This is a genomic window from Pseudomonas sp. HT11, from assembly GCF_044875395.1.
Classification (GTDB): Bacteria; Pseudomonadota; Gammaproteobacteria; order Pseudomonadales; family Pseudomonadaceae; genus Aquipseudomonas.
In genome coordinates this window covers 4,771,689-4,786,206 of the sequence record NZ_CP173217.1, presented here as the reverse complement: position 1 = coordinate 4,786,206, position 14,518 = coordinate 4,771,689, and the positions used below count along the sequence as shown (strand labels likewise).

The following is a 14,518-nucleotide window of genomic DNA, read 5'->3' as shown; positions in this document are numbered from 1 at the left end:
AATACAGGCACCAGGAGCACCCCTCATGAGCACCACTTCTTCCGGCCAAAGTGCCGGGCAATTGGAAACACGCGGTATCGAACCGGTCCCTGAAGGCGAGTGCAACGGTCATCCGCTGCAACTGTTCTGGGTGTGGTTCGCGGCCAACATCAGCATTCTCGGTTTGCCGCTGGGCGCAACCCTCGTGGCGTTCCGTGGTCTGGCGATCTGGCAGGCGATCATCGTCGCAATCCTCGGCGCCGCTGGCTCGTTCGCCGTGGTGGGCATCATCTCGATTGCCGGCCGCCGCGGGCGTGCACCGAGCCTGACGCTGTCCCGCGCGATCTTCGGCGTGCGCGGCAATATCGGCCCGACCCTTGTGTCGCTGATGTCGCGACTGGGCTGGGAAACCGTCAACACCACCACGGCGGCATTCGTGTTGCTGTCGTTGTGTTCGATCCTGTTCCACTCGCCGGTCGAAGCCAAAAGCGCGCCCGTGCTGACACTGATCTTCATCGCCATCTTCGTGCTGCTGACCCTGTCCGTCTCCGGTCTGGGCCACGCGACCTTGCTGGTGATCCAGAAGTGGGCGGCCTACGTATTTGGCGCCTTGAACATCCTGGTGGGCGGCTTCCTCTGCGCCACCATCGACTGGAGCGCGGTGTTCAACGCCACGCCGGCGCCGCTGAGCGCGATGATCATCGGCGTCGGCACCATGGCTGCCGGCACCGGTATCGGCTGGGCCAATGCCGGCGCCGACATGTCGCGCTACCAGCACCGCAGCGTCAAGGCCGTGCGCCTGGTGGCCTCCGCCGCGTTTGGTGCGGGGATTCCGCTGGTGTTGCTGATCACCCTCGGCGGCTTGCTGTCGGTGGGCAACAACGATTTGGCCTCGGCCACTGACCCGATCATCGCGATCCGCGACATGCTGCCCACCTGGATGGCCGTGCCGTACCTGATCACCGCGTTTGGCGGCCTGCTGCTGTCCAACAACCTGTCGGTGTACTCGGCGGGCCTGACCACCTTGACCCTTGGCTTAAAGGTCAAGCGCGTGCACGCGGTGATCGTCGACATCGTCGCGATCTTCGCCGGTTCGATCTACTTCATGCTGATTGCCGACAGTTTCTACGGCCCGTTCATCACGTTCATCTCGCTGCTGGCGGTGCCGATTACGGCGTGGGTCGGGATCTTCGTGGTCGACTTGATTCATCGCCACTACTACAGCCCCAAAGACTTGCTGGACGTGAGCCCAAGCAGTGCCTATTGGTATCGCGGCGGCGTGGAATGGCGTGCGTTCGGCGCCTGGGCCGTGGCCATCGTGCTGGGCTTCAGCTTCACCACCATCGGCACCACAGCCGAAAACATCTGGTTCGCCGGCCCGCTGTCCGACTCATGGCTGGGTCACAATGGGCTGGGCTGGATCGTCACCTTCCTGGTGGCCGGCGGAATTTACGCAGTACTGGGCGGCGCAGCTGACCGTCGTCCGGCTTTAGTAGAGAGCCCCAATGTCTAGATTGCTGCACACCGGCCAGGTCATCGTCGACCTGGTCATGGCCCTCGACACCTTGCCCGCGACCGGCGGCGATGTGCTGGCGCGGTCTGCCAGCTTCGAAGCCGGCGGCGGTTTCAACGTGATGGCCGCCGCCCGACGCAATGGTCTGCCAGTGGTTTACCTCGGCCGCCATGGCAACGGCCGTTTCGGCGACCTGGCGCGCGCGGCCATGCAAGCCGAGGGCGTAGAGATGGCCCAGGCGACCAGCGACGGCAAGGACACCGGCTTATGCGTGTCGCTGACCGAAGCCACCACCGAACGTACCTTCATTTCGCATATCGGCGCTGAAGGGGATTTGAGCGCCGAGGACCTGGCGAACGTCGTGCCGCGCGCGGACGATTACGTGTACGTCAGCGGCTACAGCCTGTTGCTCGAGGGCAAGGCCCAGGCATTGCTTGATTGGCTGCTGGCGCTGGCGCGTGACATCACGGTGGTGTTCGACCCGGGGCCGCTGGTCAAGGCGCCGGACTCGGCGCTGATGGTGGCCTTGCTGCCGCGCATCGACATCTGGACCAGCAACGGCCCGGAAGCCCTGGCGTTTACCGGCGCCGATACCCTGGCCGAGGCATTGCTCGAACTCGAACGGCACTTGCCTGCCGATGCGTTGCTGGTGGTGCGCGACGGGCCGAACGGGTGCTGGATCAGCCTTCAAGGCGAGGCCAGGCATGTGCCCGGCTTCAAGGTGACCGCCGTGGACAGTAACGGCGCCGGCGATGCGCATGCCGGTGTGTTTCTTGCGGGGTTGGCCAAGGGCTTGAAACCGGCTGATGCGGCACGCCGCGCCAATGCGGCCGCAGCGCTGGCGGTCACGCGCTGGGGGCCGGCAACCTCACCTGGGGCTGCCGAAGTGGATGCGTTGTTGGCAGAATAGGCGCCACTCAGCACGGAGCGACGCCATGACCCAGAATATCTACGACACGCCAGCCTTCTTCGAGGGCTACAGCAAAATGGGCCGCTCGGTCGAAGGCTTGGCCGGCGCGCCGGAGTGGCCTGCCTTACAGGCAATGTTGCCGCCGATGGCTGGCTTGAAAGTGGTGGACCTGGGCTGTGGCTATGGCTGGTTCAGCCGCTGGGCGCAGGAGCAGGGCGCAGCTTGTGTGCTGGGGTTGGACGTGTCGCAGAAGATGCTGGCGCGGGCCAAACAGATGACCTCTGCGGCGACCATCACCTATGCCATCGCCGACCTGGAACAGCTCGACCTGCCTGCTGCCTCGTTCGATCTGGCCTACAGCTCGCTGGCCTTCCATTACATCGTCGATCTGAAGGGGCTGTTCGAGCGTATTCACCACGCTCTTGTGCCTGGCGGCCGACTGGTGTTTTCCATCGAGCACCCGATCTTCATGGCACCGCGCAACCCGCGGTGGCTGGTCGATGATCAAGGCCGCAAAAGCTGGCCGGTGGATGGCTATCAATTGGAAGGGCCGCGGGTGACTCACTGGTTGGCCGAAGGCGTGGTCAAGCAGCACCGTACGCTGGGCACGTTGCTCACTCTGATGATTCAGGCGGGGTTCACGCTCAGTCACGTGGAGGAGTGGGGGCCAAGCGAAGCGGACCTCATTGCTCGGCCAGCATTGGCCGAAGAACAAGAGCGCCCCATGATGCTGCTGGTATCGGCTCACCGCTGACTCTGGATGTGCAACGCAAAACACAATGTGGGAGCTGGCTCCCACATTGCGTTTGTTGTGTCGGCAAGGCCGGCGTCAGCCAGCCTTGCGCAGCGCTTCGATCAGCTCATCCTTGCGCATGCTCGACCTGCCCGGAATATCCTTGGCCCGAGCTTCTTTCAGCAAGCTTTCCTTGGTCTGCGTCGCCAGCGAAGTGCGACCGGTGCGAGGGTGACCCTCGCGGCTGGCGGCAGCTCGCTTGGCCGAATCACTGCGTGCCTCGGCTTTTTTCTGCGGCGCTTTGCGCTGGCCCGAACCGCCGGCTTTGTCGCCGCCGCCGGACTGCTTGTTGACGGTGGCCCACGCCCGGGCTTCAGCTTCTTCCTTGGACACGCCTTTGTGCTCGTAACTGTGTTCGATACGGGCAGCTTTGCGCTTCTGTGCGGCGGTGTATTTAGCTTTGCTTCCAAGAGGCATTGCGATACTCCAACTGGCCCTGTTGTCAGGGCCAGACCAGACAAAATGGATTACTGGGTGCTTTCGCCTTCCAGCTTGCGCGCCTCGTCAACGCCTGACGCGGTCAGCTTGATCGGCAGGTTCAACGAGTATTCACCGGCGTCGTCGGTGGTCACATGCCCATCCTTGATAAATCCCCGGTCCTGCAGGAACGCCAAGACACTGGCGACCTCCTTCCCACCGCGGTAGTTATCCAGCACCTCCTTGCCCAGACCGTTCGGGTGGGCGTGCAGCAGGCGGGTGAGGACTTCTTTTTCAAGGTTTCTATCGACGTTCATGCGTACCTCTTCACTGGGAATGATCGGGTGTCGGTGTCGTTATGGATGCTTCAAGGCGCAGGTTGTTTTGGGGCGCCTGGGATGTTCGAGTCGTCGCCTTTATTGACCTTCGGCTCATTGCTGATGCCGGGGCCCATTTTGCCGTTGCCGACTGCAGCCGGTGCCTGACGTTGGGTGTCGTTACCCTTGGTGCGAGGGTCAGCGCCAGCGCCGTTGTCGATGATCGCGCCGCCATTGGTGTCCAGGCCGGTGCCCATCGAATCCTGGGATTCCTGGGTGGCGGGGCTTGGCGGGCTGCCGACCGGGTCGGTCTTGCCGGTCGAGGAAGTGGCGGCAAAGGCGTTCAGCGACGCGGCAGACAGCAGGCCGGTGAGGGCGAGGGCGGCAAACTTGGAATTCTTCATGGGGGTGTCTCCATATGATTAATGTCCTTACCCTTTATTGGTCAGCCCCCGTTGGCGGTTCGTGCCTTGATGGCGACGAACGGTCTTAGCTCACCTGTAAGATTTTGTGTGCAGAGGCTTTGCGCCACACCAGCCGCGCCACCGTGATCAGCCAATTCAACGACGCCACGCCCACGACAATTGCCATCAATGTCGGCAGGCCGTAATCGACGATGATCCTGCCCGCCAGCCAGGGAAACCCGAACACGCCGACAAAGTACGCCAGGCTGAACAGCAGCAATGCCTGGGACGTGGTGCCGGGCGGTGCTTCGTTGGCCACCAGCCCGTTGATCACCGAATACGTCAGGCCGTAACCCACTCCCAGCGTGGCGGCGGCCAGCAAGTAGCTGAAATTGCCCCTCACGCCCACCGCAAACAGCACGATCGACCCGAGCATGATCCCCGACAACACGCACGCCGCCCGGTAGGCATCACGTTTGACCACGTGGCCTGCGATCAACAGACGGCTGGTGATCGCAGCGCTCAGGAACCCGGCGAAGAACAGCGAGTAGTCCAGGCCATGCGCGGCCGCATAGCTGGTTTGAAATGACGAAAGCCCGCCAAACACACACCCTCCCAGGCCGACCATGAGGATTGCGAACCCGGCCTTGGATGACAGCACGCGACGGCTGGCGGCCCAGGAAATCCTCGAGGCCGGCACATTCGCGTGCTGTTTGAGGCGGGCGCCCATGCGCCAGAACATCAGCACCCCGGCAAAGCTGGCCAGCCCGGCAATATAGAAGGCCGTCGTCAGCGGCAGGTCCAGCGCACTGGCGGCTCGGCCGAGCAACGGGCCGGAGCCGATCCCGCTCAACATGCTGCCCGACAGCAGGGCAAAGTATTTGGCTCGCTGCTGGGGCTCCACCAGCAGGCTCACGATGATCGGGCCCAAGGTGTAGAACACGCCCCAGCCCAAACCAAGGGCCAGCCCGAACACCATCAAGCCTTGGCCGAACCCCGGCGTCAGGGCGAAACCCAGGCAGGCCACAACCAGCAATACGCCCATTCCCGCAATAGCCCGCGCGGCCCCGACCGCATCGGCCAGGTGCCCGGAAAACACCACGGACACAAAGGTACTGAGCATCGCCGTGGAGATCACACTGCCCGCATCATGCTCGTTGCCACCGCGTGAATGGATCAGCAGTGACAGCAGAAACGTCGAGCCGTACGACAGCGACAACAGGAAGCTGGCCAGGCAGAACAGGGCGAAGAGCGTCGCGCCTTGCTTTTTTTCGGGTGCAGTGGCGTGCATGGGGTAAGCCTTGGAATAGTTGGAGTTGTGGCCAACTTTTACCACGCACGCTGCGACCGATTGTTCTGTGCTTGGTGGTGCTTGCTTTAGCATCCGCTGGAGTAAGGCGCCCTGACTGCACGAAAATGCGCTGCAATCAGTCATGAAAGCGCCTTAGTATGTGGGCTTTCAAATTGCCCAAGGCCCGCCCATGACCATCGAGATTCGCCCTGCCGTGCCCAGCGATGCTGCGCAGATCCTGACCTTCATCACCGAGCTTGCCGAATACGAAAAGGCCCGGCATGAAGTGATCGCCAGTGTGGCGGATATCGAGCGCAGCCTGTTCAGCGAGGGCGCCACCGCCCATGGCCTGATCTGCTCGCGGGACGGCCTGCCGATTGGCTTTGCGGTGTTCTTTTTCAGCTATTCCACATGGTTGGGCAGCAATTGCCTGTACCTCGAAGACCTCTACATCAACCCCGAACAGCGCGGCGGCGGGGCGGGCAAGAAATTGCTGCGCCACCTGGCGAAGATCGCCTGCGACAACGGCTGCGGACGTTTCGAATGGAGCGTGCTGGACTGGAACGAGCCGGCGATCGCCTTCTACAAGTCCATCGGCGCACAACCGCAGGAAGAATGGGTGCGTTACCGCATGGAAGGCGACGCACTGCGCGATTTCGCCCAGGGCTGAAGCCAACCCTCTGTAACCCCAGAAGATCAAAGGTGGGAGCGGGCTTGCCCGCGAAGGCGGTGTATCTGTACCAACCAAGCCGCCTGACCCACCGCCATCGCAGGCAAGCCAGCTCCCACCTTTATTGGTGACAGACCAAAATCTCCGCACCCCCCGCAATCCAAATGTGGGAGCGGGCTTGCCCGCGATAGCGGTGTATCTGTACCAACCAAGCCGCCCGACCCACCGCCATCGCAGGCAAGACAGCTCCCACCTTCATTGGCGACAGACCAAAATCTCCGCACCCCCGCAATCAAATGTGGGAGCGGGCTTGCCCGCGAAGGCGGTGTATCAGTAACAACCAAGCCGCCTGACCCACCGCCATCGCAGGCAAGCCAGCTCCCACACTAATGAGTGACAGACTAAAATCTCGCACCCGCCGCAATCCAAATGTGGGAGCGGGCTTGCCCGCGAAGGCGGTGTATCTGTACCAACCAAGCCGCCTGACCCACCGCCATCGCAGGCAAGCCAGCTCCCACACTAATGAGCGACAGACCAAAATCTCGCACCCGCCGCAATCCAAATGTGGGAGCCGGGCTTGCCCGCGAAGGCGGTGTATCAGTAGCAACCAAGCCACCTGACCCACCGCATTCACAAGCAACCCCACACCCGCACTTCTCAGTTTTTGTTTCACTATATGGGATGCAAATTTATATATTGAGATATTTCAAAAGATGGGTTTATAGTCGCCTGCATCAGCACTCACTACCAAAAATAAAACAGGTGAAGCGATGCAGCCCCAACCGTTGTCATTACCCGTCGTGCCGGAACCCACCTACGGCGAGCGGCTGAAAAACAAAGTGGTGATCATCACCGGCGCCGCTCAAGGCATTGGCGAGGCGATTGTCGCCTGCTTCCAGGCCCAGCAGGCCCGTCTGGTGATCGCGGATATCCAGGCTGAAAAAGTCCAGAACGTCGCCGCCCACTGGCGCGAACGCGGTGCCGACATTGTCGCGCAGGCCGTCGACATCACGTCCAAAGAGCAATGGCAGTCGCTGGTTAACCTGGCCATCGAGCGCTTTGGCCGTGTGGATGTGTTGGTAAACTGCGCCGGCGTCAACGTGTTCCGCGACCCACTGGAAATGACCGACGAAGACTGGCGCCGCTGCTTCGCCATCGACCTCGACGGCGCCTGGTACGGCTGCCGTACGGTGCTGCCGCACATGATCGAGCAGGGCATCGGCAACATCATCAACATCGCCTCCACCCATTCCAGCCACATCATCCCCGGCTGCTTTCCCTACCCGGTCGCCAAGCACGGCCTGCTCGGCCTGACCCGCGCGCTCGGCATCGAGTACGCGCCCAAGGGCATCCGTGTGAATGCCATCGCGCCGGGCTATATCGAAACCCAGCTCAACGTCGATTACTGGAACGGTTTTCCCGACCCGCATGCCGAGCGCCAGCGTGCCTTCGATTTGCACCCGCCCAAGCGCATCGGCCAGCCGGTCGAGGTGGCGATGACGGCGCTGTTCCTGGCGACTGACGAGGCGCCCTTTATCAACGCAACCTGCCTGATGATCGATGGCGGGCGTTCTGTGATGTACCACGACTAAAATTTTTCGATAACAAGAAGAGGTGGTTCATGTTCAAGAAAACACTCGGTGCCCTGGCGCTCGCCGCAGCCTTCAGCGGCTTCGTGTCTGCCGAAGAGGTAAAGATCGGCTTTTTGGTCAAGCAGGCAGAAGAGCCCTGGTTCCAGACCGAATGGGCCTTCGCCGAAAAGGCCGGCAAGGACCAGGGCTTCACCGTGATCAAGATCGCCGTGCCCGATGGCGAGAAAACCCTGTCGGCCATCGACACCCTCGCCGCCAACGGCGCCAAAGGCTTTGTGATCTGCCCGCCGGACGTGTCACTGGGCCCGGCGATCATGGCCAAGGCCAAGCTCAACGGTTTGAAAGTGTTGGCGGTGGATGACCGTTTCGTCGACGCCAAAGGCAAGCCCATGGAAGACGTCCCTTACGTCGGCCTGGACGCTTACAAGATCGGCCAGAAACAAGGTGAAGCCATGGCCACCGAAGCCAAGCACCGCAACTGGGACTGGAAGGAAACCTACGCCGTCATCAACACCTTTGACGAGCTGGAAACCGGCAAGAAGCGCACCGACGGTTCGGTAGAAGGCCTCAAGGCCGCCGGTTTGCCCGCCGACCACATCCTGTTCAGCGCACAGAAAACCCTCGACGTACCGGGCAGTATGGATTCGACCAACTCGGCACTGGTGAAACTGCCGGGCACCGCGAAAAATCTGATCATCGGCGGCATGAACGACAGCACCGTGCTCGGCGGCGTGCGCGCCACCGAAAGCGCCGGGTTCAAGGCGGCCAATGTGATTGGCGTGGGCATCAATGGCACCGATGCCATCGAAGAACTCAAGAAATCAGACACCGGTTTCTACGGCTCGATGCTGCTGAGCCCGGACGCTTCCGGCTACAAAACCGCCACGGCGATGTTCGAGTGGGTGACCAAAGGCACTGAGCCGGCCAAGTTCACCGCCCTGGACGACGTGACCCTGATCACCCGCGCCAACTTCAAGGAAGAGTTGAGCAAAATCGGTCTGTGGAAATGACCGGCGCGGCCTTGCGCTTCAACGGCATCGGCAAGGATTTTCCCGGGGTCAAAGCCTTGGCGCAGATCAGCTTTGAAGCGCGACCGCACTCGGTGCACGCGCTGATGGGCGAGAACGGCGCGGGCAAATCGACCCTGCTGAAAATCCTCGGCGGCGCCTACATTCCGAGCAGCGGCACGGTGCAGATCGGCGAGCAGACCATGGACTTCAAGTCTGCCGCCGACAGCATTGCCAGCGGCGTCGCGGTGATCCACCAGGAGCTGCACCTGGTGCCGGAAATGACCGTGGCCGAGAACCTGTTCCTCGGGCATTTGCCGTCGCGTTTCGGCGTGGTCAATGGCGGGCTGCTGCGCAAGCAGGCGCTGGCGTGTCTCAAAGGCCTGGCCGATGAGATCGACCCGCAGGAAAAACTTGGGCGGTTGTCGCTGGGCCAGCGTCAGCTGGTGGAAATCGCCAAGGCGTTGTCGCGTGGCGCCCATGTGATTGCCTTCGACGAACCGACCAGCAGTCTGTCGGCGCGGGAGATCGACCGTTTGATGGCGATCATCACGCGCCTGCGTGACGAGGGCAAAGTGGTGCTCTACGTGTCGCACCGTATGGAAGAGGTGTTTCGTATCTGCGATGCGGTGACGGTGTTCAAGGACGGCCGCTTCGTGCGCACCTTTGACGACATGGCCACGCTGACCCACGACCAATTGGTGACGTGCATGGTCGGCCGGGATATTCAGGACATCTACGACTACCGCCCGCGTGAGCGCGGCGAGGTGGCGCTCAAGGTCGAGGGCTTGCTGGGCCCGGGCTTGCGCGAAGCGGTCAGCCTTGAGGTGCACAAAGGCGAGATTCTCGGCCTGTTCGGGTTGGTTGGCGCGGGGCGTACCGAGTTGTTTCGGCTGCTGAGCGGATTGACGCGTTCCACCGCCGGGCAGCTGCAGCTCTTTGGTGAAAACCTGCACCTGCGCTCGCCGCGTGATGCCATCGATGCGGGCGTGCTGCTGTGCCCGGAAGACCGTAAAAAGGAAGGCATCATCCCGCTGTCCAGCGTCGCCGAGAACATCAACATCAGCGCACGCGGCGCCCATTCCACGTTTGGCTGGCTCTTGCGTGACGGCTGGGAGAAGGGCAACGCCGACCATCAAATCAAGGCGATGAAAGTCAAAACGCCGAACGCCGAACAGAAAATCATGTACCTGTCCGGCGGTAACCAGCAGAAGGCCATTCTCGGCCGCTGGCTGTCGATGCCGATGAAGGTGCTGCTGCTCGATGAGCCGACGCGCGGCATCGACATCGGCGCCAAGTCGGAGATCTACCAGATCATCCACAACCTGGCTGCCAGTGGCATCGCGGTGATCGTGGTGTCCAGCGACTTGATGGAAGTCATGGGCATCTCCGACCGCATCCTGGTGATGAGCGAAGGCGTACTGACCGGCGAGTTGAACCGCGATCAGGCGGACGAAGCACAGCTATTGCAATTGGCACTTCCGCGTACGCGGGCTTGAAGAATTCGAGGTGAATGATGTCGCAAATAAAAACTGCAAAGAGCTTCTGGCCGGGTTTTAACCAGCGCAAGTTTCTTGATGATTGGGTGATGCTGCTCGCCGCGTTGAGCATTTTTGTGCTCAGCGCGTTGTTTATCGACAACTTCCTCTCGCCGCTGAACATGCGTGGGTTGGGCCTGGCGATTTCCACGGTGGGTATCGCTGCGTGCACCATGTTGTTCTGCCTGGCGTCGGGGCACTTCGACTTGTCGGTGGGTTCGGTGATTGCCTGCGCCGGCGTCGTGGCGGGGATTGTGATTCGTGACACCGACAGCGTGGTGCTCGGCGTGTCGGCGGCGTTGGCCATGGGCCTGGTGGTGGGGCTGATCAACGGCATTGTGATCGCCAAGCTGCGCATCAATGCGTTGATCGCCACCTTGGCGACCATGCAGATCGTGCGCGGCCTGGCCTATATCTTCTCCAACGGCAAGGCCGTCGGCGTGATGGACGAGCGCTTTTTCGTGTTCGGCAACGGCCAATTGATGGGCGTGCCGGTGCCGATCATCATCACCGTGCTGTGCTTTGTGTTCTTCGGCTGGCTGCTCAACTACACCACCTACGGGCGCAACACCATGGCCATCGGCGGTAACCAGGAAGCGGCGTTGCTGGCCGGGGTGAATGTCGATCGCACCAAGATCATCATCTTTGCCGTGCACGGTTTGATCGGCGCGTTGGCGGGGGTGATTCTGGCCTCGCGCATGACCTCCGGCCAGCCGATGATCGGGCAGGGCTTTGAGCTGACGGTGATTTCTGCCTGCGTGCTGGGCGGCGTCTCGCTGAGCGGCGGCATCGGCATGATCCGGCACGTGATTGCCGGGGTGCTGATTCTGGCGATCATCGAGAATGCGATGAACCTGAAGAACATCGACACCTTTTACCAATATGTGATCCGCGGTTCGATCCTGTTGCTGGCGGTGATTATCGACCGTATGAAACAACGCTGAAGCCTTGCCCTGTGGAGATCCAAATGTGGGAGCTGGCTTGCCTGCGATAGCGGTGTGTCAGCCTGCACATTGACTGCCTGACACGCCTCATCGCAGGCAAGCCAGCTCCCACAGTGGATTTCCTCTGTTCAGGAGGGCTGCTTTTGCCATAATGGCGCCGTTTTCGTACTTCCCAATAGGCCCGATATGCAGGAAAACGCCCACATCCCCGTCAAAGACGCCGCGCCCACCGGCACCCAGACTCTGTTGCGTGGCCTGGGCGTGGTGCAGGCAGTGGCGGGCGGTGCGCGGGATCTGAAAGAGATCGCCCGGCGCATCGGCACCACCCGCAGCACCACCCACCGCCTGGCCAGTTGCCTGGTGGAGGAGCGTTACCTGCGTGTGGTGCCGCAAGTCGGTTACCTGTTGGGGCCCAAGCTGATCGAGTTGGGCTTCCAGGCCCGTGAAGAATTGCCGTTGGTGAGCCTCGCGGTGCCGTATCTGGATGAGTTGTCGGCGCTGACCGGCGACACCATCCACCTGGCGATTCGCGAATACGATGACGTGCTTTACCTGCACAAGAATCCCGGCCGTAACGGTCCGGAAATGCGCTCGCGGGTGGGCCATCGCATGCCACTGGCGCGCACGGGTGTGGGCAAGGCGATGTTGCTGGACGACTCGGTGCAGGAGTGGCAGCGCCTGTATGAAGCCAGCCTTCCGGCCGGTGGCAAAAGCCAGCAGTGGCCGCAGCACCCGGAGCAATCCTGGGCGCAGTTCGAGCAGCGCATGCGCGAATACGTGGCGGGGGGGTATGCGTTCGATCTGGAAGACAACGAACCGTCGATCCGTTGTGTGGCGGCACCGGTGCGCGATGCCAGCCGGCGAATCGTCGCCGGCATCAGCATCGCCAGTACCGTGCCCTACATGCCGCTGGAAAAAATGGCCGAGCTGATCCCTGTGATCAAACAGGTCGCAGCGCGGCTGTCAGCGGAGTTGGGCGCGAAGGCCTGATCAGGCCTTCAAGGTCGCCATGTCGATGACAAAGCGGTACTTCACATCACCGGCGATCATGCGGGTGTAAGCCTCATTGATCTGGCGGATGTCGAGCATTTCGATGTCGCAGGTGATGTTGTGCTCGGCGCAGAAATCCAGGACTTCCTGGGTTTCGGCAATACCGCCGATCAACGAACCGGCCAGCACTTTACGGCCCAACACCAGCTTGGCGGCGTTGACCGGCGGATCGACCGGTTCGATCAGGCCGACCAGAATGTGCACGCCGTCAAAGCGCAGCACGTCGAGGTAGGGGTTCAGGTCGTGCTGCACCGGAATGGTGTCGAGCAGGAAGTCGAAGCTGCCGGCGGCGGCTTTCATTTGCTCGGCGTCGGTGGACACGATCACGTGATCGGCGCCCTGGCGACGGCCTTCTTCAGCCTTGCTCGCGGAGCGGGTGAACAGCGTGACTTCTGCGCCCATCGCCTTGGCGAACTTGATGCCCATGTGGCCCAGGCCACCCATGCCCAGCACGCCGACTTTGTCGCCCGCTTTCACACCGTAGTGCTTGAGCGGCGAGTAGGTGGTGATGCCGGCACACAGGATCGGTGCGGCGCTGGCCAGGTCGAGCTTGGCCGGGATTTTCACCACGAAGTGCTCGCTGACCACGATGCTGTCGGAGTAGCCGCCCATGGTGTTGCTGCCATCGACCCGGTCCGGGGTGGCGTAGGTCATGGTCGGGCCTTCGAGGCAGTATTGCTCCAGGTCCGCGTGGCAGGCGTCGCAGTGGCGGCACGAATCAACCATGCAGCCCACGCCGACCAGGTCGCCGACTTTGTGCGCGGTGACGCTGGCGCCGACGGCGGTGACTTTGCCGACGATCTCGTGGCCCGGCATCAGCGGGTACACGGCAATGCCCCACTCGTTGCGCGCCTGGTGGATGTCGGAGTGGCACACGCCGCAGTAGAGAATCTCGATGGCCACGTCATCGGCGCGCGGGCTGCGGCGTTCGAAGGACATGGGGGCGAGGGGAGTGGTCGCCGACTGGGCGGCATAACCGATGGCGGTATACATGAGGAAACCTCGCAACAGGAATAACTAGGGAGGCGGCGCATTCTCCGCGCCGCGCCCCGATGCGGCCATGGCGATTGCTCCGAGTCTCATGCCTATTCGTCCGGGAGTGCCCCTTGTTTGGATTCATGTGCCCTCAGACCTGCGATGATGCTCTCATCCCTTTTTCGCGAAGTTTTTTGCCATGTTGTTGACCCGCCATCTCGACGCCAACGCCACGTTGGTGGCCTTGATAAAAGGGCTTACGCCCTGCGACGGATTTTCGCCGACGAACCTTCCCGGCGTGCAGGTCCTGCGCGCCAGCTGCGACGTGGCGCGCGGCCCGCAGATCTACGAGCCGAGCCTGATGATCGTGGCCCAGGGCAGCAAAGTCGCCTACCTGGGCCCGCGTACGCTGGAGTATGGCGCCGGGCATTATTTGATCCAGGCGATGCCGGTGCCGTTTGAATGCGAGACCTTTGCCCTGCCGAACGCGCCGTTGTATGGCGTGACGGTGGGTATTGATCGGGTGGTGCTGGGCGAGTTGGTCATGGCCATGGGCATTCAGGCCGGGCCGCCGCCGGCAGCGCAGACGCTGGAATCGATGAGTTCGGTGGTGCTCGATGATGCGATGCGTGGGTGCGTGGAGCGACTGTTGCAGTGCCTGCACGATCCGCTGGAAAGCCGGATCATGGGCCCGGCGCGGGTGCGCGAATTGTTGTTCACCGCGTTGCGCGGGCCGCAGGCCGATGTGTTGCGGGCATTGGTGGAGCAGCAGGGGCAATTTTCGCGCATCGCCACGTCGTTGAATCACCTGCATGCCCATTACGCCGAGCCGCTGAATATCGAGACGCTGGCCGGTTATGCGCACATGAGCGCGTCGACGTTTCACGAGCATTTCAAGCGCTGTACGTTGTTGTCGCCGGTGCAGTATTTGAAGCGGCTGCGCTTGCTCAAGGCGCAGCAGTTGCTGCTGGTGGACGGCCTGAGCGTGGCGCAGGCGGCGCACAGTGTGGGGTATCAGAGTACGTCGCAGTTCAGTCGTGAATATAAGCGCTATTTCCTGCGTAACCCCGGTGAAGAGCGGGCTGCCTGATCACACCTCGCTCAATGTGGGAGCTGGC

General features: G+C 62.0%; 15 protein-coding genes. 10 read left to right on the top strand and 5 right to left on the bottom strand.

The window, feature by feature from the left end; all coding sequences use genetic code 11:
- Positions 1-25 precede the first annotated feature (25 nt).
- Genes ABWL43_RS22080 through ABWL43_RS22070 form a run of 3 tightly spaced genes read left to right on the top strand, consistent with a single transcriptional unit; the run spans position 26 to position 3,156 of the window.
- Entirely contained in the window at positions 26-1,492 is a 1,467-nt protein-coding gene (locus tag ABWL43_RS22080) for a purine-cytosine permease family protein (protein ID WP_404484374.1), read from the top strand.
- Positions 1,485-2,402: a PfkB family carbohydrate kinase gene (locus tag ABWL43_RS22075; protein ID WP_404484371.1), complete on the top strand. Its 918-nt coding sequence runs from the start codon at positions 1,485-1,487 to the stop codon at positions 2,400-2,402. The genes ABWL43_RS22080 and ABWL43_RS22075 overlap by 8 nt, the downstream gene beginning before the upstream one ends.
- A 25-nt stretch (positions 2,403-2,427) precedes the next feature.
- On the top strand, positions 2,428-3,156 hold the full coding sequence (locus tag ABWL43_RS22070; RefSeq protein WP_404484368.1) for a class I SAM-dependent methyltransferase: 729 nt from the start codon (positions 2,428-2,430) through the stop codon (positions 3,154-3,156).
- A 75-nt stretch (positions 3,157-3,231) separates the two neighbouring features.
- Here ABWL43_RS22070 and ABWL43_RS22065 read toward each other — a convergent pair whose 3' ends face one another.
- The 4 genes from ABWL43_RS22065 to ABWL43_RS22050 form a co-directional block, all read right to left on the bottom strand.
- The gene (locus ABWL43_RS22065; protein WP_119742016.1) at positions 3,232-3,612 is read right to left on the bottom strand and encodes a Rho termination factor N-terminal domain-containing protein; all 381 of its coding nucleotides are present in this window, start codon (positions 3,610-3,612) and stop codon (positions 3,232-3,234) included.
- Between the two features lie 50 nt (positions 3,613-3,662).
- On the bottom strand, positions 3,663-3,929 hold the full coding sequence (locus tag ABWL43_RS22060; protein WP_106576174.1) for a hypothetical protein: 267 nt from the start codon (positions 3,927-3,929) through the stop codon (positions 3,663-3,665).
- A gap of 50 nt (positions 3,930-3,979) precedes the next feature.
- A complete protein-coding gene (locus tag ABWL43_RS22055; RefSeq protein WP_145159255.1) occupies positions 3,980-4,333 on the bottom strand; it encodes a hypothetical protein in 354 nt (117 codons plus the stop codon).
- Positions 4,334-4,418: 85 nt separating this feature from the next.
- Entirely contained in the window at positions 4,419-5,624 is a 1,206-nt protein-coding gene (locus tag ABWL43_RS22050; RefSeq protein ID WP_404484365.1) for an MFS transporter, read from the bottom strand.
- A 190-nt stretch (positions 5,625-5,814) separates the two neighbouring features.
- Between ABWL43_RS22050 and ABWL43_RS22045 the strand changes: the two genes are divergently transcribed.
- The 6 genes from ABWL43_RS22045 (at position 5,815) to ABWL43_RS22020 (ending at position 12,365) form a co-directional block, all read left to right on the top strand.
- Entirely contained in the window at positions 5,815-6,294 is a 480-nt protein-coding gene (locus ABWL43_RS22045; protein ID WP_119742815.1) for a GNAT family N-acetyltransferase, read from the top strand.
- A 770-nt stretch (positions 6,295-7,064) separates the two neighbouring features.
- Positions 7,065-7,886, top strand: coding sequence for an SDR family oxidoreductase (locus ABWL43_RS22040; RefSeq protein ID WP_404484361.1), 822 nt, complete (start codon positions 7,065-7,067; stop codon positions 7,884-7,886).
- Positions 7,887-7,915: 29 nt separating this feature from the next.
- Entirely contained in the window at positions 7,916-8,896 is a 981-nt protein-coding gene (locus ABWL43_RS22035; RefSeq protein WP_404484358.1) for a substrate-binding domain-containing protein, read from the top strand.
- Positions 8,893-10,392, top strand: a complete 1,500-nt coding sequence (gene araG / locus ABWL43_RS22030; protein WP_145159249.1) for an L-arabinose ABC transporter ATP-binding protein AraG — start codon at positions 8,893-8,895, stop codon at positions 10,390-10,392. The genes ABWL43_RS22035 and araG overlap by 4 nt, the downstream gene beginning before the upstream one ends.
- 17 nt (positions 10,393-10,409) lie before the next feature.
- Positions 10,410-11,375 (top strand): L-arabinose ABC transporter permease AraH, encoded by a 966-nt coding sequence (gene araH, locus ABWL43_RS22025; RefSeq protein WP_106576704.1) that lies wholly within the window; start codon positions 10,410-10,412, stop codon positions 11,373-11,375.
- 186 nt (positions 11,376-11,561) lie between these two features.
- The gene (locus tag ABWL43_RS22020; RefSeq protein WP_242196088.1) at positions 11,562-12,365 is read left to right on the top strand and encodes an IclR family transcriptional regulator; all 804 of its coding nucleotides are present in this window, start codon (positions 11,562-11,564) and stop codon (positions 12,363-12,365) included.
- Here the strand turns inward: ABWL43_RS22020 and ABWL43_RS22015 are convergent, their stop codons facing one another.
- Positions 12,366-13,418: an NAD(P)-dependent alcohol dehydrogenase gene (locus tag ABWL43_RS22015; protein WP_017138342.1), complete on the bottom strand. Its 1,053-nt coding sequence runs from the start codon at positions 13,416-13,418 to the stop codon at positions 12,366-12,368. It abuts the gene before it with no gap.
- A gap of 181 nt (positions 13,419-13,599) precedes the next feature.
- Here ABWL43_RS22015 and ABWL43_RS22010 point away from each other — a divergent pair, with 181 nt between their 5' ends.
- Positions 13,600-14,490 carry an AraC family transcriptional regulator gene (locus ABWL43_RS22010; protein WP_242196086.1) on the top strand — a complete coding sequence of 297 codons (891 nt, stop codon included), beginning with the start codon at positions 13,600-13,602 and terminating at the stop codon, positions 14,488-14,490.
- Positions 14,491-14,518: the final 28 nt, after the last annotated feature.